This is a genomic window from Agrobacterium sp. 10T429 (assembly GCF_056393925.1).
In genome coordinates this window covers 854,030-874,702 of sequence record NZ_JBFTGV010000002.1, presented here as the reverse complement: position 1 = coordinate 874,702, position 20,673 = coordinate 854,030, and the positions used below count along the sequence as shown (strand labels likewise).

Below are 20,673 nucleotides of genomic sequence, written 5' to 3'. Positions count from 1 at the left end.
GAATGAGAGCGGGGATGCTTTCGCCTCTTGAATAGACAGCTCTCACGCCGCCCTATAAGTCCGCTCCACATAGGACGTGGACGCCGAAACGCTGAACCGGCTGACAAGTGCCGCCAGATTGGCGCTCACATCGCTCAGATTGTGCGTGGCCGCGTTGGTTTCTTCCACCATGGCCGCATTCTTCTGGGTCAGATTGTCCATGCTGTTGATGGCGGCGCTGATTTCCTGAATGCCGACGGACTGCTCCTGGGCCGCCTTGGTCAGCGAGGTGATATGTTCCTGAATATGATCCACCTTGTTGCCGATCGTATTCAGCGATTGCCCGGTTTTATTGACCAGCGATACGCCCTGCATCACATCCTCCGAGGATTTGGTGATGAGGGTCTTGATCTCCTTGGCGGCGTTGGCTGAACGCTGTGCCAGCTCGCGCACTTCCTGGGCGACGACGGCAAAACCCTTGCCAGCCTCACCGGCACGCGCGGCTTCCACACCGGCATTCAGCGCCAGAAGGTTCGTCTGGAACGAAATCTCGTCGATGACGGAAATGATCTGGGTGATCTTCTGCGACGATTCCTCGATGGCGCCCATCGCTTTTACCGCTTCCGTCACCACATCCCGTGACCGCGCCGCTTCGGCGGCCGAGCTTTCGACGATGGCCTTGGCTTCTTCGGAGCGCTGCGCCGAAAGCTTGGAAATGGTGGTGATTTCCTCCACGGCGGCGGCGGTTTCCTCAAGGGCTGCTGCCTGCTGCTCCGTTCTGCGGGCCATGTCGTCGGTCGCCGATGTCAGTTCGCGCGTATTGCCTGATATCTTGTTGGCTTCCTCGACGATCTGCGAGAATGCACCCGCGAGATTGCCGACCGCAGCGTTGAAATTGGCAATCAGACCCTCGAATTGCGGTGCAGTCTTTTCGTTGATGCTGGAGGTGAGGTCGCCATTCGCCAGCTTGTTCAGGGCGTTGTTGAGCAGTTCGAGAACGTGCTCCTGCTCCTTCTTCATCTGCGCCTGTCGTTCCTCGACCTTCAGCCGCTCGGCGGCAAGCACGTCGAGGTAGACGGAGATCGAATAGTCCATGTCGAGAAGGGCGGCCTTGATCGTTACCGTCAGGGCGTCGTTCAGCTTCTTGGCCTTCTTTTCCTGGAAAAGGCCCTTCAGTTCCGAATTGATAACGGCTTTGACGATGCCATCAAGCATCAGCGCGTAACCGCCAATATACCATCTCGGCTCCAGCCCCAGCCTTGCATGGGTACGGCCGATGGCCGTCACGGCATCGGTATAGTCCGAGTTGAAGGCGCCGGAGGCAATTCTTGCCCAGTGTTTCATTTGCATGCCTTTGGCATGCTGGACATGCGCGTCGCTTGCAAAGAATTTCGCCGTTTCCGGCACGGAGCGCGCCTTCGCATAAAAACGGTCGAGAGAGGCGTCGAGCGAGCCTGTAATGACGCCCTTCATGTCCGAAAGGTTTTGCCGTTGCTCCTGGCCAAGCCCCAGAAAATTAAGTCTTTCGTCGAGTTGTTGATTGGTTTTTACTTGGCCATGCATGTCTGAACATCCTGATTTGACACCGAAATCATGTCGTTGGTGCCGTTGGGTGATTTAGACACGTCTAAAATTAACCAAGATATAATTTTGACTGGCCGAATTTGATGTTTGTTAATTTTAAGAGGAATTTTCCGCCAGGAATACACGGTTGTGGCGCCAAACAAAAACGCGCCCGCCTTGCAGACGGACGCGTTCTCATTAGGTCGGCGGCTTAAAAACCGGGATCAGATCGTTTCGGGGCTTTCGACGTGCCGGGCAGGGCGCTCGTTCGGGTCACGCCCGATTTCGGCCTTCAAGGTCATGAGATCAATGAAGTGATCTGCCTGCCTGCGCAGATCGTCGGCGATCATTGCGGGCTGCGTTGCCATGGTGGACACCACGGAAACCTTGCGGCCCTTGCGCTGAAGCGCGTCTACCAGCTTGGTGAAATCGCCGTCACCGGAAAACAGAACCAGATGATCGACGGTCTCTGACTGTTCCATGGCATCGACAGCAAGTTCGATATCCATGTTGCCTTTGATCTTGCGGCGACCGAGCGCGTCGGTGAATTCCTTCGCCGGCTTCGTCACGACCTTGTAGCCGTTATAATCCAGCCAGTCGATCAGAGGGCGGATCGAGGAATATTCCTGATCCTCGATCAATGCGGTGTAATAGTAGGCGCGCAGCAGGTATCCGCGCTTCTGAAACGCCTTAAGAAGCTTGCGATAGTCGATATCGAACCCCAGGCTTTTAGATGCTGCATAAAGATTGGCTCCATCTATAAAGAGCGCAATTTTCTCCCGTGGATCGAACATTCCATCCCATTCCTTTTTTGGAAAGGCCATTATCTGGCTTTTATTTCCGGTCGCAAATGCGAAAAATCATGTCGTATCAACGAATTTTGCGTAGCGCCGTTGCGTTTTAAGTAAGGTAACTTCACCCGTATTCCAAGACAATTCTTCTAGACATTTTGTTCATCAGACGCCAAACAAGGGCAATAAGGTGCCAAAAGACGCCAAAGACAGGAAAAACTTGAATTCCGCGGCCAATGGCTGTATCGGAAGCTGGAAGGCTTCGTCGCGAGGAATCCAAAGCGTTTTTCGCAAGGCACGAAGCGCAGATTCAATAGGTTAGAGCATCCCTTGTGCATCCTCAAGAAAGCACGGCGCTCTGATCCACGACATTACGACTCGCAAAGGACAGGCAATGGCCCGCGTCACAGTTGAAGATTGCATTGATAAAGTAGACAACCGTTTCGAGCTGGTCCTTCTCGCCAGCCACCGTGCGCGCCAGATTTCCCAGGGCTCGTCCATCACGGTTGACCGCGATAACGACAAGAACCCGGTCGTCGCTCTGCGCGAAATCGCCGACGAGATGCTCTCGCCCGACGACCTCAAGGAAGATCTCATCCATTCGCTGCAGAAGCATGTGGAAGTGGACGAGCCCGAGCCCGATCCGGTTACGCTGGCAGCCTCCGCTACTGCCGATGGCGAAGAGGACGACCAGCCGGAAACCGTTACTTTCGACCAGATGTCGGAAGAAGAACTGCTGGCCGGTATCGAAGGCCTTGTGCCGCCGGAAAAAAATGACGACTATTGATCTGACTTTATGACGCCATTGGCAGGCGGTGGTTACCGTCTGTCAATATTTGCCGTCATAATCTGATCCCTATTGATGCAGCATTGTGCGCCGACCCCAAGGTTGGCGCGCTTTCTTTTTGTGGAATATCGCATGATGCGGCAATACGAACTCGTTGAGCGGGTTCAAAAATATAAACCGGATGCGAATGAGGCCCTGCTGAACAAGGCCTATGTTTATGCAATGCAGAAACATGGCCAGCAAAAGCGGGCCAATGGCGACCCCTATATCTCGCATCCGCTGGAAGTTGCCGCCATCCTGACGGAAATGCATCTCGACGAATCGACCATCGCTGTGGCGCTGCTGCACGATACGATCGAGGACACCACCGCTACCCGCGCTGAAATCGACGAGCTGTTCGGCGAGGATATCGGCAGACTGGTGGAGGGGCTGACCAAGCTCAAGAAACTCGATCTCGTCACGCGCAAGGCCAAGCAGGCCGAAAACCTGCGCAAGCTGCTGCTTGCCATTTCCGACGACGTGCGCGTTCTTCTGGTGAAGCTGGCCGACCGCCTGCACAACATGCGCACCATGGAATATATGCCGGCGGACAAACGCAGCCGCATTTCCGAAGAAACCATGGAAATCTATGCGCCGCTCGCGGGCCGCATGGGCATGCAGGACATGCGCGACGAGCTGGAGGACCTGTCCTTCCGTTACCTCAATCCGGAAGCCTATGAGACGGTGACCAACCGCCTTCAGGAACTGGAAACGCGCAACGAAGGGCTCATCAAGAAGATCGAGGACGAATTGCGCGAGCTACTCGTGGCGAATGGCCTTCTCGGCGCCAGCGTCAAGGGGCGTCAGAAGAAGCCCTATTCGGTGTTCCGAAAGATGCAGTCGAAATCGCTCTCTTTCGAGCAACTGTCCGACGTCTACGGCTTCCGCATTCTGGTGGACGATATTCCTTCCTGCTACCGGGCGCTCGGCATTGTCCACACCCGCTGGCGCGTGGTACCCGGCCGCTTCAAGGACTATATCTCCACGCCGAAGCAGAACGACTATCGTTCCATCCACACCACGATCGTTGGCCCTTCGCGCCAGCGTATTGAGTTGCAGCTGCGCACCAAGCGCATGCACGAAATCGCCGAATTCGGCATTGCCGCCCATGCGCTTTATAAGGACGGCGAAAACGGGGAGGGCGATCTGCTCTCGCCGGAGAGCAACGCCTATTCCTGGCTGCGCCACACCATCGAATCGCTGGCAGAAGGCGACAGCCCGGAAGAATTCCTCGAACATACCAAGCTGGAACTGTTCCAGGACCAGGTGTTCTGCTTCACACCCAAGGGCAAGCTGATTGCGCTGCCGCGTGGCGCGACGCCCATCGATTTCGCCTATGCGGTGCACACCAATATCGGCGACACCACAGTTGGCGCCAAGATCAACGGCCGGATCATGCCGCTTGTGACCCGGCTCAACAACGGCGACGAGGTGGAGATCATCCGCTCCGGCGTGCAGGTTCCGCCCGCTGCATGGGAAGAGGTGGTGGTGACGGGCAAGGCCCGCTCGGCCATCCGCCGCGCCACGCGCATGGCCATTCGCAAGCAATATTCGGGTCTCGGTTACCGTATTCTGGAGCGCACCTTCGAGCGGGCCGGCAAGGCCTTCTCGCGTGACGCGCTAAAACCCGTGCTGCATCGTCTGGCGCAGAAGGATGTGGAAGACGCTATCGCCGCTGTCGGGCGCGGCGAGGTCTCCTCGCTCGACGTGCTGCGTGCAGTCTATCCGGATTATCAGGACGAGCGCGTGACGGTGAAGATGACCGGCGACGACGGCTGGTTCAACATGCGCAGCGCTTCCGGTATGGTCTTCAAGATCCCCGGAAAGTCGCGCTCCGTTCTGGAAGACGATGGCGCAGCCGAAATGCTCGATGGACCGGACCCGCTGCCCATCCGTGGCCTTTCCGGCAATGTCGATGTGCATTTTGGTGCCGCCGGCGCCGTTCCGGGTGATCGCATCGTCGGCATCATGGAAAAAGGCAAGGGCATCACCATCTATCCCATTCAGGCGCCGGCGCTGCAGCGTTTCGACGATGAGCCGGAGCGCTGGATTGATGTCCGCTGGGATCTTGATGAGGCGAACAAGTCGCGCTTCATGGCGCGAGTGATGATCAACGCGCTGAACGAACCCGGCACGCTCGCCTCCGTGGCGCAATCGATCGCGACGCTGGATGTCAACATACGCGCCCTGAATATGGTCCGCATCGGCACGGATTTCTCCGAACTGGCGCTGGATGTCGAAGTCTGGGATTTACGGCAACTCAACCAGCTGCTCTCGCAGCTGAAAGACCTCGATTGCGTATCCACGGTCAAACGTGCCTTCGATTGAGGCATTTTTGATCATTCGCACATTCCAAAAGGCCGCTGTTATGCATTGGATGCATGGCAGCGGCCTTTTACTGTCTCTGGTCGCGCATGTGGTTTGCGACTATCTTCCTTTTAGAAATTGAAAAACGGAAAACGCGGCGTGCCGGTGGTCCTACCCCGATGAGAAACGCCATTTCCAAACTGAAAGGACATGAAATCATGTTTACTCCGCTTCGCAAGATCGCCCGTGCAGTTCGTGGCAAGACGACCCAGGAACGCGAATTCGAATATCTCAGCGGCTCCGTGTCGAATGTCGACCTCGAGTTCCGCCAGCGCGAAATCGACCGCGGCCTGTTCCGCCGGTAATGCACTCAGCGCATGGCAGCCGTTCGCCATGCGTATGGGACTTGGAAGGTGGGTGGCCGTTATCGGTCAGCTCCTTCTCGTGTCTCTTAAGGCTGTGTGAATGCGCGCTACGAACGGGCGTTCACCGCTGTCCGGTCTAAATGATAGGACACGCTGCTTTTAAAACGAATTTGATGGCGAGAGGTGCTTGTTTCCTCGACGTCATCCTTGGCTCGTCGCAGAGATATGATAACCTTGCATTCAATCAGTCGTTTGCAAATCTTCGGGACAAGCCTGGGGATGACGTCAGAGTGTTCGGCAAGGTTCGTATTCTCTGGTGATGCCACGGGATGTGGGCGGAATTCCAGCTAAAGGCCGGAATAACGGGAAAATGTGCCTGCAAAAGAAATCCCCGTGTCGTATACGATGCTCTTGGCTCAGCCGGAGCGATGAAATAGACTGCCCTTATGCCGTTTCGCCGCCGTGAACCCGTTGGTTTTTCAGAGAAGATTCGTGACCTCTTTTGGCCGCGCACGGGATTTACCCGTTCGCTGCGCTATATGAAGCTGCGTCTCCTGCGGTTGTCTGCGTCTCCGCATTCGATTGCCGCCGGTGTCGCGCTCGGTATCGGCGTGGCGTGGACACCGTTTCTCGGCGTGCATATCATTATCGCCATGGCGCTCGGTTTCCTCATGCGCGTCAATCTCGTTGCGGCAGCACTCGGCACCACCTTCGCCAATCCCCTGACATTTCCGTTCATCTGGGCGTCCACCTGGGAACTCGGGCATTTCCTGCTCGGACGACAGAAGGAGGCGGGGGTTGCGCATGTGGATTTCGTTGCGCTGTTCAGCCACCTCGAATTCCGGCAGATATGGAGGCCGGTGCTGGAACCCATGACCGTCGGTGCGCTTCTGCCCGCGGCCGTGAGCGCGGTGATCGCCTATATCACCGTCTACAGCCTCATCAGCGGTTTCCAGCGCCGCAAGATGGAAAATCTCGCGCATCGCGCCGCCAATAAAAACGCGTCTCTGGAGATGTTGAAATGATCCTTGGATTGGGCAGCGACCTGATCGATATCCGCCGCGTCGAACATTCGCTCACCCGTTTCGGTGAACGTTTCACGCACCGCTGTTTCACCGATATCGAGCGCGCCAAGTCCGATGGCCGCAAGAACCGCGCGGCATCCTACGCCAAGCGTTTCGCCGCCAAGGAAGCCTGCTCCAAGGCGCTCGGAACCGGCCTTGCGAACGGCGTTTTCTGGAAGGACATGGGGGTCGTCAATCTGCCGGGCGGCAAGCCAACCATGGCGCTCACCAACGGTGCCGCAGAAAGGCTGGCGGCCATGCTGCCCGCCGGTCACCGCGCCAATATCCATCTGACCATCACGGACGATTACCCTTACGCTCAGGCATTTGTGATTATCGAGGCGCTTCCCGTGAGCGACTGAGACCGGCGGCTGCCGCATTGGCGGCCTATTTGCAGGCGTATGACAGAAGCGCTTCCCTTCCGGCTGGAAAGGTTCTAGAGAAGTCGCAGAAATATGAAAGCGTCGCTGGCTGCGTGAAAAATTGCTTCACCCCGCCGCAGTCGCGAGCAACAACGGCCCGGACGCCTCCGTCAAATCGCAGGAACCGGTAAACAATCAGGCAGGTCTTTAAGTGTCCGAAAAAGCTGAAAAGAAGCAGAACGCCCTCTGGGAAAACGTCAAGGTCATCATTCAGGCGCTGCTGCTGGCCATGGTCATCCGCACCGTGCTGTTTCAGCCCTTCACGATCCCTTCAGGTTCGATGATGCCGACGCTGCTGGTAGGCGACTATCTTTTCGTCAACAAGTTCTCCTACGGCTATTCGAAATATTCGCTGCCCTTTTCGCCGAACCTGTTTTCCGGCCGTATCCTCGAATTCAGCAAGCCCAAGCGTGGCGATGTCGTGGTCTTCCGCCTGCCGCCCAATCCTGAAGTCGATTACATCAAGCGTCTCGTCGGCTTGCCCGGTGACCGCATCCAGGTGACGAACGGCGTGCTGTTCATCAACGGCCAGCCGGTTCCGAAGCAGCCTGATGGCACCTTCACCTCCGATTACCGTGCCGATCCGGGCGCCAATGTACCGGTGTTCCGCGAAACGCTCGATAATGGCGTCACCTTCGACACGCTCGACCAGTCGCCCGATTCGCGCGGCGACAACACTCGCGAATTCCTGGTGCCGGAAGGCCATTATTTCATGATGGGCGATAATCGCGACAACTCGCTCGACAGCCGTTTCGATGTCGGTTTCGTGCCGGAAGAAAACCTGATCGGCCGCGCCAGCGTCATCTTCTTCTCGCTGGGCAATGACACGCCGTTCAGCCGCATTTGGGACTGGCCGTCCAACATGCGCTGGGACCGTCTCTTCAAGGTTGTGGGATGAGCAAGACCAAGCCGCTGTCGATTGCGGAGATTTCCCGTCTCGAAGCGTTGATCGGATATGAATTCAAGGAAAAGGCCCGGCTCGACCGGGCCTTGACCCATGCGAGTGCCCGTTCCGCTGCGGCGGGCAATTACGAGCGGCTGGAGTTTTTGGGCGACCGCGTTCTCGGCCTTTGTGTTGCCGAACTGTTGTTCTCCACCTTCCGCAACGCCAGCGAAGGTGAGCTTTCTGTTCGCCTCAACCAGCTTGTCAGCGCCGAATCCTGCGCCGCTATCGGCGACGAAATGGGCCTGCATAATTTCATTCGCACCGGATCGGATGTGAAGAAGCTGACCGGCAAGGCGATGCTGAACGTGCGCGCCGATGTGGTCGAAAGCCTGATCGCCACTCTCTATCTGGATGGTGGTCTGGAGGCATCCCGCAAGTTCATTCTGAAATACTGGCAGGGCCGCGCAACGCGCGTGGATGCCGGACGGCGCGATGCCAAGACTGAATTGCAGGAATGGGCGCATGCCAGATTTGCGGTTACGCCCGCTTATCGGGTTGACGATCGCTCCGGACCGGATCACGATCCCAGCTTCACCGTGACGGTGGAAATTCCCGGCGTGAAGCCGGAAACCGGCGTCGAGCGTTCCAAGCGCGCAGCCGAACAGGTGGCAGCAACCAGATTGCTGGAACGCGAAGGCGTCTGGCAGAAAAGCTCCACCTAGAACTGAGCGCCCGAAAGATAGTGGCGCTAAAATCGAGCGCATGGCGAGCCTTGTGGCCGCATGTTGAATACCTCAGACCTTGAATGGATATCATGACCGATCACGAAAACCCCGCCGTTGCCGGCGAAGACATCGCCCTTCCGACCCGCTCCGGCTTCGTGGCCCTCATCGGCCCGACCAATGCCGGCAAGTCGACGCTGGTCAACAGGTTGGTGGGTGCAAAAGTTTCGATCGTCAGCCACAAGGTACAGACGACGCGCGCGGTGATGCGCGGCATCGCCATTCACAAAAATGCGCAGATTGTTTTCATGGACACGCCCGGCATCTTCAAGCCGCGCCGCAGGCTCGACCGCGCCATGGTCACCTCGGCCTGGGGCGGAGCGAAGGATGCGGATCTCATCCTGCTGCTGATCGACAGCGAACGCGGCCTGAAGGGTGACGCGGAAGCGATTCTCGAGGGGCTGAAGGATGTTCCGCAGAAGAAAATCCTCTGCCTTAACAAGATCGACCAGGTGAAGCGCGAAGATCTGCTGAAGCTTGCTGCCGCCGCCAATGAGCACGTGACCTTCGACCGGACCTTCATGATTTCGGCCACCAACGGTTCGGGCTGCGAAGACCTGATGGATTATCTGGTCGATACCCTGCCGGAAGGTCCGTGGTATTATCCGGAAGACCAGATTTCCGATCTGCCGATGCGCCAGCTTGCCGCCGAAATCACCCGCGAAAAGCTGTTCCTGCGTCTGCATCAGGAGCTTCCCTACGCCTCGCATGTCGAGACGGAGAAGTGGGAAGAACGCAAGGACGGCTCCGTGCGCATCGAGCAGGTGATCTACGTCGAGCGCGACAGCCAGAAGAAGATCGCTCTCGGCAAGAACGGCGACGCGATCAAGGCGATCTCCACCGCCTCGCGCAAGGAACTGTCTGAAATCCTCGAACAGCCGGTCCACCTCTTCCTGTTCGTCAAGGTTCGCGAAAACTGGGGCGACGACCCCGAACGTTTCCGCGAAATGGGCCTGGAATTTCCGCGGGGATAAGGCACATGCGGTTCCTCCCACATTCCTGTGACAGGCACAGGAATGTGGATGTGCCGGCCGGAAACGGAACGGCACACAACGAACATTCTGAATATCTTCAACCTTTTATCGGGAACCGAATGCATTCGGGTGGGTTGTTCCAAAACGATTGGGCGCAACCTTTTTTTCGATGATGGATATTCATGTCGCCAAAAAAACCGAACGGAATTTCCACCACCCCGTGTCAGCACTGTCCCTTGCGCGACCTGCCGCATTTCAGGGACTTTTCCTCTTCCGAACTGGATTTCGTCTCCCGTTTCAAGACAGGGGAACTGGCGGTCGAAAGCGGTTCCGTCATTTTGATGGAAGGGTCGCACAGCGCCCATCTCTACACTGTCCTTCAAGGCTGGGCTTTCCGTTATAAAACACTGGAAGACGGGAGGCGGCAGATCCTCAATTATGTCATGCCAGGCGATCTCGTCGGCCTGCAGGGCACGGTCATGGGGGAAATGCAGCATTCGGTGGAGGCGCTGTCGCCGGTGACGCTGTGTGTCTTCGAACGCTCGCGACTCAACAACCTCTTCACCGATCATCCGACCCTTGCCTATGACCTGACGTGGATTGCAGCAAGCGAGGAGCGCATGCTCGACAACCACTTGCTCAGCATCGGCCGGCGCACCGCGATCGAGCGTGCCGCGTATCTCATCGCGTTCCTTTACAGCAAGGCAAAGGCGGTTAATCTCGTGCAGGGCGAAACGCCGATCCCGGTGACCCAGCAGCACGTTGCCGATACGCTTGGCCTCTCCATCGTCCACACCAACAAGACCTTGAGAAAGCTTGTCGATCGCGGTCTGATTCGCTGGACGGACAAGGGCTGTCTGGTGCTGGACGATGCCGGACTGAGCCATGTTGCCGGTTGGCAAAACGATGAAAAGCGGCCAAGACCCTTCATCTGATCTTTTTTCGACATGTCTTTTTTAAATGACGTTGGGTCCGTAATTTGCGAACTCTGTCGACATGGCGCTTGAAAATCACATTGGCGACAGCGGCGCAAATCCGTCTGGTTCCCTTCACGTTGAAAGAAGAAGAAACATGGTGCCACAACGCTGCATCATCGTTGAAGATGAATATCTGGTGGCGCTTGACGTCGAGGCGGTTCTCCAGTCCATCGGCGTTGAAACCATCACGATTGCGACGACACTTGCGCAGGCACAGGACGCATTAGGGCGGGATGGCGCCGATTGCGTGCTTCTCGACGTCAGCCTTTCCGACGGCAAGAGTTACGATTTTGCCCGCCACCTGCGCGATCACGGAATTCCCTTCGGTTTCGTCAGCGGTTATGGCGACACGAGTGGTTTTCCCGAAGATCTCGTGCATGCGCCCCTGCTGGGCAAGCCTTTCGGTGAAAACGAAATCGCCGATTTCGTGACGACGCTCGTTGCTGCGGCGCGCGACACCGTAAAAGAATAACGTTTCGCCGTCAGATCGGTTATGATCGGGCTTGAATCGGAATTCGGACAGATTTCATGCAGTGGCAGGACGAGGCAATCATTCTCGGCGTAAAGCGTCATGGCGAGACCAGCGTCATCGCCGAGGTGATGACCCGTTTGCGCGGCCGCCATCTGGGGATGGTGCGCGGCGGGCGCTCCCGCAGCATGCAGCCGGTGCTGCAGGCGGGAAACCGGGTGGATGTGATCTGGCGGGCGCGGCTTGACGACCATCTCGGCGAATTCCGCATTGAGCCTTTGCAGTTGCGGGCAGCGCAATTGATGGAAACGGCAACCGCCGTTTATGGCGTGCAGGCCATGGGCGCGTTGCTGCGCCTTTTGCCGGAGCGTGACCCGCATCCGCATCTCTATCAGGCGCTCGACGTCATTCTCGACAATCTCCATGATCCGGTCGATGCAGGCGAATTGTTCGTACGGTTCGAGCTGGCGGTGCTGAACGATCTTGGTTTCGGTCTCGATCTCACGGAATGCGCGGCAACGGGCCTGCGCACCGATCTCATCTATGTATCGCCCAAAACGGGCAGGGCGGTCTGTAGTACGGCGGGGGCGCCCTATGCGGCGCGTATGCTTTCGCTTCCCGCTTTCCTGAGCGAAGGTCAGTCGAAGGCCGCCGATCGCGACAGCCTCGCGGCCGCCTTCCGTCTCACCGCCCATTTCCTCAACCGCCATGTCTATGATCCACGCGGCCTCAATGAAAACGCCGCCCGCGACGGTTTCGTGCAGGCGGCGTTGAAGGCACTGGAGCGCAAGGCGGTGCTGCCTGCGCTCGATAAGGCGGTATAGCCTCAGGCCATTGCTGGCCGAGGTGCGGGTCGTTCCTGAATAGGCCAATGCACGATGGCCGCAAAAATACCCATGCCGACGCCGAGCCACCAGACGAGATCGTAGGAGCCGAGCTTGTCGTAAAGGAAGCCGCCGAGCCAGACGCCGAGGAACGAGCCAATCTGATGCGACAGGAATACGACGCCACCCAGCATGCCGAGATGGCGCGTGCCGAACATGATCGCCACCAGCGCATTGGTCGGCGGCACGGTGGAAAGCCACAGGATGCCCATCACGGACGCGAAGATGATGACTGAAAGCGGTGACTGCGGCAGAAGCAGGAAGGCGGTGACGGCGATTGAGCGGGCGATATAGATATAGGCAAGCAGATAGGGTTTCGAATAACGCTGGGCAATGACGCCGGCGGCCAGCGATCCGATGATGTTAAAGAAGCCGATCAGCGCCATGGCGATGACCGCATAGCGGGGTTCGATGCCGATATCGCCGAGATAGGCCGGAAAATGCGCGGTGATGAAGGCCACCTGAAAACCGCAGACGAAAAAGCCGGTGGTCAAAAGCAGATAGCTCTTGTGGCCGAGCGCTTCTCTTAGCGCCTCGCCTGCCGTCTGCTTGAATTGCGTCTGCGACTGGCTGCCGGACGAGGAATTGCCGCGCATCGGGTAGGCCAGCAGTGGCACCAGCATCATCATTACGGCAAGCCAGACGAGACTGTCCGACCAGCCATAGGTGGAAATCAGGCCCTGGCTGATTGGCGCAAACAGGAACATGCCCGCCGATCCCGCCGCGGTGCCGATGCCGAAGGCAAGCGAGCGTTGCTGCGGCGTAACATGCCGCGCGAAGGCCGAAAGAATGACGCTGAACGAACCAGCTGCAATGCCAAGCCCGACAAGCACGCCACCACCGAAATGCAGCCAGAAGGGCGAAGTGCCGAAGGACATGCAGATGAGGCCAGCCGCATAGAGAATGCCGGAAAGCACGAGCACACGGCCGGTGCCGAATTTATCGGCGATGGCGCCGAAGAATGGCTGGCCTAGACCCCAGAACAGGTTCTGCAACGCCATGGCAAGCCCGAAGGTGGAGCGGTCCCAGCCGGTATCGGCCAGCATGGGTAGCTGGAAAAAGCCCATCGCCGAGCGTGGCCCGAAGGTCATGACCGCGATCAGCGACCCGGCGACGATGATCGCCCAGGGCATGGTTTGGCGTGTGGCTTGCGACATGAAACTCTCCCGATGCAGCACCTCGCCCCGTGGGACGCTGTGCCGCAAAATTCCCCTTTGATGAGAGGAATATTATCTTTTGCAAGGCTGCCCCGCTAGCAACTTTTCTTGACGGCACTATTCGTGCGATTGATGAGACACTCAGGTGAAATGCCATCGGGCAAGGTGAGGCAACGATGAAGCAGAATATTTACGACGACCCGCAGTTTTTCGAGCGCTACAGCGCCATGCCACGCTCTCTGGAGGGGCTGCGTCAGGCGGGCGAATGGCATGAGCTGCGCGCCATGTTGCCAACGCTGAAAGACAAGACCGTTCTTGATCTCGGTTGCGGTTTTGGCTGGCATTGCCGCCACGCCGTAGAGCAGGGCGCGGCGCATGTCGTCGGGGTCGATCTGTCGGAAAATATGCTGCGCCGCGCCGCCGAGATAAACGGCGGCCCCGGCATCGAATATCGCCGCGCCGCGATCGAGGACATCGATTTTGCGCCTGAAAGCTTCGATCTGGTACTGAGCTCACTCGCTCTGCACTACGTCCGCGACCTCGATACGGTATTCGCGAGAGTTTTCTCCGTGTTGAAATCCGGCGGCGACTTTGTCTTTTCCATCGAGCATCCCGTGTTCACGGCGCTGGACAAACAGGACTGGTTCTACGGCGACGATGGCGAAATACTGCACTGGCCGCTCGATAACTATCAGAACGAGGGCGTGCGCCATTCCAACTGGATGGCGGATGATGTCGTCAAATATCACCGCACGGTGTCAGGCATTCTCAACGCCCTGCTGACTTCAGGCTTTGCGATCACGCGGCTCGCGGAACCGAGGCCCGATCCCGCCCTGCTGGCGGAGCGGCCGGAGATGAAACACGAAGACCGCCGTCCGATTTTCCTGATCGTCGGTGCGAAGAAGCCTTGATACGAGATCGTGAGATGCATCGCCCGGCAGCTTAACGCCTCTTGATCGCCCAGCCGTCCGGCCGTTCCTCGACTACCTTTGCCACATCGCCAACAGCTAGCCTGCCTTTGCCGCGCGGTGTGACATTCCAGCCGAAGAGCGGGCCGGGCACGCGCCGGTCGCCGGACATGCGGATGCGGCCCATGGCCTTCATGGGGGAAGGTACATCGCGCGAGCCGGTGATCTGGTCCTGTGTCGTCATGATGCAGCGGGCGCAGGGCTTGACGAGGTCGAAACGGATGCCGCCGATCTCGATCGCCGCCCAGCGATCCTCCGCCCACGGCTCGTCCGTTTCCAGCACGATATTGGGCCGGAACCGCTCCATGCCAACGGCGTCCTCGCCATTTGCACGCATATTGTCGTTTAGGGCTGCAAGTGAAGCGGTGGTGGTGACGAGGATCTGGTAACCGTCCGCAAAGGTGACGGGCGTTTCGTTGCCGGTCCATTCAAGGCTCGCGATGCGTTTTGCGATGTCATCGAAGAACACCAGCTTCACCTCGCGCCCAAGCCACTCAGACAATGTGTCGTTGGTTTCGCTATCGGCGATATTGGCGCTGACGATCGATTTCCACACAGCCACATCCATGCGCTGCCCGGAAGGCCTGGCGAAAATCTCGCCACCTGCTTCCCGCGAAAGCACCATGCCGCCATCCGCGTGCTGTGCCAGAACCGTGGCAATATCAGGCAGTTCGCGCTGGGTGATGAAGTGGCCCGAAGGGTCGGTCAGCATGGCGCGCCGGTCGCCCGGCAGGCCTTCCGCCGAAACATCGCTTTTCGAGAGGACAATGCCGCGCGCGCTTTTCAGCGGGTAGATGTTGAGTTCGGTCACACGCATTCAGGTCTCCTCAGATTTCGTCGAGAAACAGGTCCAGCACCTGTTTCAGCCGCTCATGGCGGGCCTTTGCCAGTTCTCGCCCGGTTTCGGTGCGGAAACCATCCGCAAGCTTGAACAGCTTGGTTTCGAAATGGTCGATGGCAAAGGCGCGATCATCAAGCGGACGGTCCTTTGCCAGCGGATCGGCCGGGTCGTAGAGCGCCGAACCCATGCGCCCGGCAATATAAAAGCAACGCGCAGCACCCACCATGCCGATGGCGTCCAGCCGGTCGGCATCCTGTAGGATCTTTGCCTCCAGCGTCTGCGGCTCGATATTGGCGGAAAAACTATGTGTGGTGATGGCATGCGCGGCGGCGTCAATATCGGCCTGACGCCAGCCAAGCCCGGCCAGAATGCCGGAGGCTTTTTCCGCCGCAAGGCGTGAGGCCTGCGCGCGAAGCGGCGAGTTCTTCTCCACCGCCACGCAATCGTGCAAAAGCACGCTGGCCGCAAGCACCGTGCCATCGCCGCCTTCGCCCGCATGGATGCGCATGGCGTTGCGGAAGACGCGGTGGATATGGGCAAGATCGTGCGAGCCGTCGCCCGCATCGGCGGCATGCGGGATAAGGTCCTGCGCAAGCGCCTCATAGGGCGCAAAAGCCTCAGCCGGGATCATGTCTTCGGCTGCCGGGTGAGGATTTTCTGATAGAACAGACCGATACCGATCAGCACGACGCCAAGCCCGATGAAGGACAGCGCCCGCAGCACGCCCTCAAGATTGCTCATGTCGATCAGGAATGCCTTGGCGACGGAGATCAGCACGAAGGCGGCGGATGCCAGACGCAGGCTGCGGGCATTGAAGCGCGAACCGACGATGAGCAGCAATACGCCGATCAACAGCCAGACCACCGAGTAGCTGTAGGTCTCGCCCTGCAGGAAGCCTTTCCAGTTGGCAATGTTTTCACCCTGCCAGAAACGGCGGACCGAAAGTGTGGCCCAGGCAAAGCCGAGTGCGGCACCCGCCACGGCCAGCAGGCTGACATAGGCTGCAGGCCGCTTGCCGCGTGCGTAATAGGCAAGGCCGCCATAGGCAAGCGCCGGCAGCAGGTAACCGATCAGCAGCAGGTTGAGGAACGGGATGCGGCCGGTATTTTCGCCGGTGAAATAGGGGTTCAGCGTGAAGAAATGCATCACCAGCACGTTGATGACGGCGATAACGCCTGCAATCATCGAGCCGTAACGGAAGACGGGGCTGGGGCTCTTCAAATCGAGCGTCATCAGTACGCCTGAAAAACCGATGGTCAGCAGCGTATAGATCGACTGTTCGCCAAGCGTCGGCACGCTTTCGTCCAGTGTGCCGCCATTCATCGCATGGCGGATGAGGATTGCGACCGCCAGCAGGCCCATCAGGCTGGCGATGGCCTGCAGGAAGTTCTTTGCCCGGAAGCCCGGCCAGTCGCGCAGCATCCAGGCGGAGACGATAGCGAGCAGCGCCGGAATGCCGTAACCCGGCAGAAGCGCGTTGAAGACCGGCGTGAGCCCAAGATTTTGCGGCCCGACGATGGTCGGCTCCCAGGCGATGCGGCCGAGAACGGCGACGCTTGCAATCGCCATGACCCAGGGCAGCACATCCCAGTTGCGCTGGCGGGTTGCCAGCACATAACCGAAACCGATGACGGAAAGCAGTATGGTTGTCGTAAGCCCCTCAGTCAGCGTGTGCAGGCTTAGCGCGAATGCGGCAAAGGAGCCGAGCACGAGGATGTTGAGCGGCTTGCGATAAGCCTCGTTGTTTTGTCGGTGCAGCCATTCTGCAGCGGCGATCAGCAGGAAACCGAGGCCGAGGCCATAGGCTGCATGCAGCCAGTCACGACCGAGATTTCCATATTCGACGAAGCTCGCGGTTCCGAGCCAGACCGGGAAGAGAGCTGCAATCCCCGCCCAGAGCTGGGCGAAATCCGGATCGTCGGCGCCCTTGCGTTTCAGGAAGGAAAAACCGCAGAGCAAAAGAATGGCGCCAAGACCAAGCGCCATGGCGATTTCAGCCATGTAGCCGGTTCGCACCGGCGGCAGCGCAATCGAGGTATCGTTGATGATGCCGATGAAATCGAGCCCGGAGCGAGACATCACCGAGACCGCAGCCTGCGCGCCAAGTGCTGCGATAATGGCGGGCCAGACCGCGTTGCGGCGGGAAGCACCAAGGGCAGCCAGCCCTGCGATGAGCGCTGAGACAATCACGGCCGGATGAAGGTCGATGCCGGCGCCGATGACGAGAAAGCTGAATGCCGGCAGGATCACGGCCATTGAGACGGTGAGATTGATGGCAAGCGACGGGCGCAGCAAAAGCCGCATGGCGCGAACGGCGCGCCGCCTGGAAGTTACGGTTTCTCCCGTTTCGGCAGGTGCTGTGTCGAAATAGCGTCCGGGCCAGAGGAAGATCGTACCCGCAAGCATGACGAGAAGCGCAAGGACCGGAGGTGCAGCACTGATCGTGTCGGCGATGGCGATATAGCCGAGTGCCCAGAGGCCGAGACCGGCATTGGCAAGCGAGGGAGCCACGGTCCAGCGCTGCCTGCGCGCAGCAGCTGCTGTCGCGAGCCAGGATATGGTGAGGAAGACGAAGAGCGCCCAGATATTCGGGGTTTCAGTGGAAATCAGCGCAGGCGTCAGCATCGAACCCAAAAGGCCAAGACCGGCGAGCGCCTGCCCGTGCAGAAGTGAAAGGCCAATAGTGGCGAAGGCGACAAGCCCGAGCAGGATGAAAGCGGTGGTGGGGCTTATGTAGTCGTAAATGCCGTAGGCGGCATAGATAACGCCGAACAGCGTCAGTGCACCTGCTGCCGTCAGCACGCCCGGTATCATGGCGTTGGAATAGGTGGTGGCGATACCAGGTACGGCCCTGCGGCGGATCGCCTCGCCGGCAAGACCGAGACCGAGGCCGAAAATGGCGGCGAGCGAAAGCCGCACGGCCGGGCTCAGGAGCCCAGACTCGATCGAATATTTGATCAGGAAAATGCCGCCGAGCGCCAGCGCCAGCCCACCTGCCCACACTGCCCAGCGTGCGCCCAGCAGACTTTCGAAGCTTTCCTTCGGGGCTGACGCGGATGCGGCCTCAGTGGAAAGCGCACTTGTCTCTTCCGCGCTGGCAAGGTTCTCCGCCGGCGCCATGGCCGCGGCCATTTCGGTTTCGGACGGATATTCCGTTTCGACGAACTCTTCTTCCGGCAAAGCCCGATCTTCTTCTTCCGCCCTGAAATCCGGGTTTTCCGCGGCTGCATCCGCCTCCGCCTGTGCGGCAAGAGGAGAGGCCGCCCCGGTGGCCATCAGCCGCTTCAGGCCGTTAAGCTCACGCTCCAGCGACTTGATGCGGCTTGAATTGCGGATGCTTGCGACCAGCGTATAGATGAAGGCTGCGATGACGGCGAGGATGAGAAACGGGATTTCCAAACAGACTCTCCAATTACTAAGCTGTTTTTAAAGCCGTTTTGGCGAATTTATGCAAGGCTTGGTTGAGGGATGCGGGAGGTTGCCGTTTGTTTCTTCTGCCCGCCGGGGAGACGGTGTCCCGAAGGGTCGGATGAGGGGAAAACGTTGCCCAATCTCACGGCCTTTGCCCCTTATACCGCTGCCGTGGCTTTCTGTCCGGCGGGGGAGAACAAACCACGAGGCAACGCAGTATCGTCAGATGTCACGTCGCAAGCCAGTGCCGTGCCGCTTCGATATCGGCAAACCCAAGATCGTGACCGTCATCGATCATTTGCACTTCTGCCCGCGCGCCGCCGGCCACAAGCCTGCCTTGCACATCTGCCGCTCTGTCGCGATATTTGTCGCGTTCTCCGGCTACGAGCAGGAAGTTGCGTCCGGTAAGATCACTTTCCGGCCATCTATCGAGTATCGGCAACGGGCGATAAAGCAGCGCATCCCCGGCAAGCTCCGGGTAGAGTGCCGCAAAGGCCGCATAGAAATTTGCGCCGTTGGAATGGCCGATGAAGCGCAGCTTAGAGCGATCCAGACCATAGGACCGAATGGCGCCGTCAATGAAGGCGGCAAAGGCTTCCGCTTCCGAGACGATATCCTTCTGGTCGAAGCTGAGATCGGGCAGACGCCGGAACCAGCGCGCGATGTCTTCCTCCGTGCTGCGGCCACGAACGCCAAGAAGCGTGGCGCCCGGAGCAGCCCGGTGCGCCAGCGGCATCAGGCTGGTTTCACTGCCGCCGGAACCGTGCAGCAGGATGATGGTGCTGCCATCCGGCTTTTCGGGCGTATAGAAGCGGTGCACGAAGGGCAGGTCGCGATAGACGATACGTTCTTCGCCCGGCATCGAAAATTGCGGCAGCGCAACGCGCACATCCGCTTCGTCCTTCATGAAGAGTGGCGGGATGAACAAATTTTCGCCGAGTGCCTCCAGCGGTTCGTCCACGGTCATGCCGGGAGCGTCGGTCGCCATTTCAATCAGCACGCCGCCCGGTTCGCGGACATAAAGCGAGTGGAAATATTTTCGGTCGTGGGCATTCGTCGTGCTGGAGTTCAGCGATTTCAGCTCGGCCAGAACCGCGTTCAACTCGTCCAGATCCTTCGCGCGGAAAGCGATGTGGTCAACAGTGCCGGTGCCCGGGGCGCTGGACCAGAAGCCGGTCGCGTCGCGCACGTCGATGATGTCGCCGCTTTGCGATATGAGCCGGCGGATCGCGCCTGTCTGGCTTTCCTGCCGGTAGCCGAAATATCTTGTAAGGAACGCCACGGTTTCTTCCGGCACCTCGCTCAGCATCGTCGCGCCATAAATCCGGCGAATGGCGTCTTCTGCCGGGATGTCGTTTGTCACATGCGGCGTGGCATCGGCGAAGGCGTTCGTGCCGACCAGCTTGACGATCAGGCCGTCAGGGTCTTTCAACCGGATGACAGGGGTTCCGAATTCGTCGGATGGGCCCTCGGCGCGGATGCCGAATTTCAGCGCGCGCGTCAGCCAGAAACCAATGCTGGCAGGGTCGATCGCCAGTGAAACTTCCAGCGTCTGGCCATAACCCACGCGGCCCTGCCCACCGTCTTCCCAGACGAGGAAGGTCAAAAGCGAGCCGGGCGAGGCGTTTCCGTCGCCGTAAAGCAGGTGAAGCTGCATGGCATCTTCAAAACCGGCAGTGCGTTTGACGAGCCTTAAGCCCAGAAAACCGGCGTAAAAATCGACATTCGCCTGCACCTTCCGGGTGATCATCGTGATGTGGTGTATGCCCAGTGCAGAATTCATCTTGCCGTCCCCGCCGTTTTGCCTGCTGTTTGTGGCCCTATTTGTCCCACGCTGCGCCTGATCCGCAACCCCGGCAAGTGAGAACGCTGTGTTCGCTGCGTGAACGATATTGCAGTCGCTTCGTTGCATGCGGGATGGGCAAAAATCAGGCTTTTTGCCTGCCGGTTGACCATGAATGCCTTTAAAATAAGCATACAAAATAACGGCTATTTTGTATGCAATTT

19 protein-coding genes are annotated in these 20,673 nt (G+C 58.7%); 12 read left to right on the top strand and 7 right to left on the bottom strand.

The window, feature by feature from the left end:
- Positions 1–42 precede the first annotated feature (42 nt).
- Complete coding sequence (locus AC1DCP_RS09285) at positions 43–1,542, bottom strand: globin-coupled sensor protein (protein ID WP_065688164.1); 1,500 nt, start codon at positions 1,540–1,542, stop codon at positions 43–45.
- A 224-nt stretch (positions 1,543–1,766) separates the two neighbouring features.
- Entirely contained in the window at positions 1,767–2,336 is a 570-nt protein-coding gene (locus AC1DCP_RS09280) for a LabA-like NYN domain-containing protein (protein WP_013635795.1), read from the bottom strand.
- A 391-nt stretch (positions 2,337–2,727) separates the two neighbouring features.
- Between AC1DCP_RS09280 and rpoZ the strand changes: the two genes are divergently transcribed.
- The 11 genes from rpoZ (at position 2,728) to recO (ending at position 12,229) form a co-directional block, all read left to right on the top strand.
- The gene (rpoZ, locus tag AC1DCP_RS09275; protein ID WP_003512234.1) at positions 2,728–3,120 is read left to right on the top strand and encodes a DNA-directed RNA polymerase subunit omega; all 393 of its coding nucleotides are present in this window, start codon (positions 2,728–2,730) and stop codon (positions 3,118–3,120) included.
- A 132-nt stretch (positions 3,121–3,252) separates the two neighbouring features.
- Positions 3,253–5,487 (top strand): RelA/SpoT family protein, encoded by a 2,235-nt coding sequence (locus AC1DCP_RS09270; protein WP_003512236.1) that lies wholly within the window; start codon positions 3,253–3,255, stop codon positions 5,485–5,487.
- Positions 5,488–5,684: 197 nt separating this feature from the next.
- Positions 5,685–5,831, top strand: coding sequence for a hypothetical protein (locus AC1DCP_RS09265; protein WP_003496944.1), 147 nt, complete (start codon positions 5,685–5,687; stop codon positions 5,829–5,831).
- A 446-nt stretch (positions 5,832–6,277) separates the two neighbouring features.
- Complete coding sequence (locus AC1DCP_RS09260; RefSeq protein WP_003512239.1) at positions 6,278–6,856, top strand: DUF2062 domain-containing protein; 579 nt, start codon at positions 6,278–6,280, stop codon at positions 6,854–6,856.
- On the top strand, positions 6,853–7,257 hold the full coding sequence (gene acpS / locus AC1DCP_RS09255) for a holo-ACP synthase (RefSeq protein ID WP_003512241.1): 405 nt from the start codon (positions 6,853–6,855) through the stop codon (positions 7,255–7,257). Before AC1DCP_RS09260 ends, acpS begins: the two co-directional genes overlap by 4 nt.
- A 211-nt stretch (positions 7,258–7,468) precedes the next feature.
- Positions 7,469–8,215, top strand: coding sequence for a signal peptidase I (gene lepB, locus AC1DCP_RS09250; RefSeq protein ID WP_003512243.1), 747 nt, complete (start codon positions 7,469–7,471; stop codon positions 8,213–8,215).
- Positions 8,212–8,925: a ribonuclease III gene (gene rnc / locus AC1DCP_RS09245; protein ID WP_003512245.1), complete on the top strand. Its 714-nt coding sequence runs from the start codon at positions 8,212–8,214 to the stop codon at positions 8,923–8,925. Before lepB ends, rnc begins: the two co-directional genes overlap by 4 nt.
- 83 nt (positions 8,926–9,008) lie before the next feature.
- Positions 9,009–9,959, top strand: coding sequence for a GTPase Era (era, locus tag AC1DCP_RS09240; RefSeq protein ID WP_013635798.1), 951 nt, complete (start codon positions 9,009–9,011; stop codon positions 9,957–9,959).
- A 182-nt stretch (positions 9,960–10,141) separates the two neighbouring features.
- A complete protein-coding gene (locus AC1DCP_RS09235) occupies positions 10,142–10,894 on the top strand; it encodes a Crp/Fnr family transcriptional regulator (RefSeq protein WP_003512249.1) in 753 nt (250 codons plus the stop codon).
- A 136-nt stretch (positions 10,895–11,030) separates the two neighbouring features.
- On the top strand, positions 11,031–11,408 hold the full coding sequence (locus AC1DCP_RS09230; RefSeq protein WP_025592901.1) for a response regulator: 378 nt from the start codon (positions 11,031–11,033) through the stop codon (positions 11,406–11,408).
- 56 nt (positions 11,409–11,464) lie between these two features.
- Positions 11,465–12,229 (top strand): DNA repair protein RecO, encoded by a 765-nt coding sequence (recO, locus tag AC1DCP_RS09225; RefSeq protein WP_025592903.1) that lies wholly within the window; start codon positions 11,465–11,467, stop codon positions 12,227–12,229.
- A 2-nt stretch (positions 12,230–12,231) separates the two neighbouring features.
- Here recO and AC1DCP_RS09220 read toward each other — a convergent pair whose 3' ends face one another.
- Positions 12,232–13,446: an MFS transporter gene (locus AC1DCP_RS09220; protein ID WP_065661183.1), complete on the bottom strand. Its 1,215-nt coding sequence runs from the start codon at positions 13,444–13,446 to the stop codon at positions 12,232–12,234.
- A 176-nt stretch (positions 13,447–13,622) separates the two neighbouring features.
- Here AC1DCP_RS09220 and AC1DCP_RS09215 point away from each other — a divergent pair, with 176 nt between their 5' ends.
- Positions 13,623–14,357 (top strand): class I SAM-dependent methyltransferase, encoded by a 735-nt coding sequence (locus tag AC1DCP_RS09215; protein WP_065688165.1) that lies wholly within the window; start codon positions 13,623–13,625, stop codon positions 14,355–14,357.
- 31 nt (positions 14,358–14,388) lie between these two features.
- Here AC1DCP_RS09215 and AC1DCP_RS09210 read toward each other — a convergent pair whose 3' ends face one another.
- From AC1DCP_RS09210 to AC1DCP_RS09195, 4 genes are all read right to left on the bottom strand, one after another.
- Entirely contained in the window at positions 14,389–15,231 is an 843-nt protein-coding gene (locus tag AC1DCP_RS09210; RefSeq protein WP_038490464.1) for an MOSC domain-containing protein, read from the bottom strand.
- Between the two features lie 10 nt (positions 15,232–15,241).
- Complete coding sequence (locus AC1DCP_RS09205) at positions 15,242–15,886, bottom strand: HD domain-containing protein (RefSeq protein ID WP_019565360.1); 645 nt, start codon at positions 15,884–15,886, stop codon at positions 15,242–15,244.
- Positions 15,883–18,654: a DUF2339 domain-containing protein gene (locus AC1DCP_RS09200; protein WP_065688166.1), complete on the bottom strand. Its 2,772-nt coding sequence runs from the start codon at positions 18,652–18,654 to the stop codon at positions 15,883–15,885. Before AC1DCP_RS09200 ends, AC1DCP_RS09205 begins: the two co-directional genes overlap by 4 nt.
- Before the next feature lie 241 nt (positions 18,655–18,895).
- Positions 18,896–20,449 (bottom strand): VOC family protein, encoded by a 1,554-nt coding sequence (locus tag AC1DCP_RS09195; RefSeq protein ID WP_476774221.1) that lies wholly within the window; start codon positions 20,447–20,449, stop codon positions 18,896–18,898.
- Positions 20,450–20,673 lie beyond the last annotated feature (224 nt).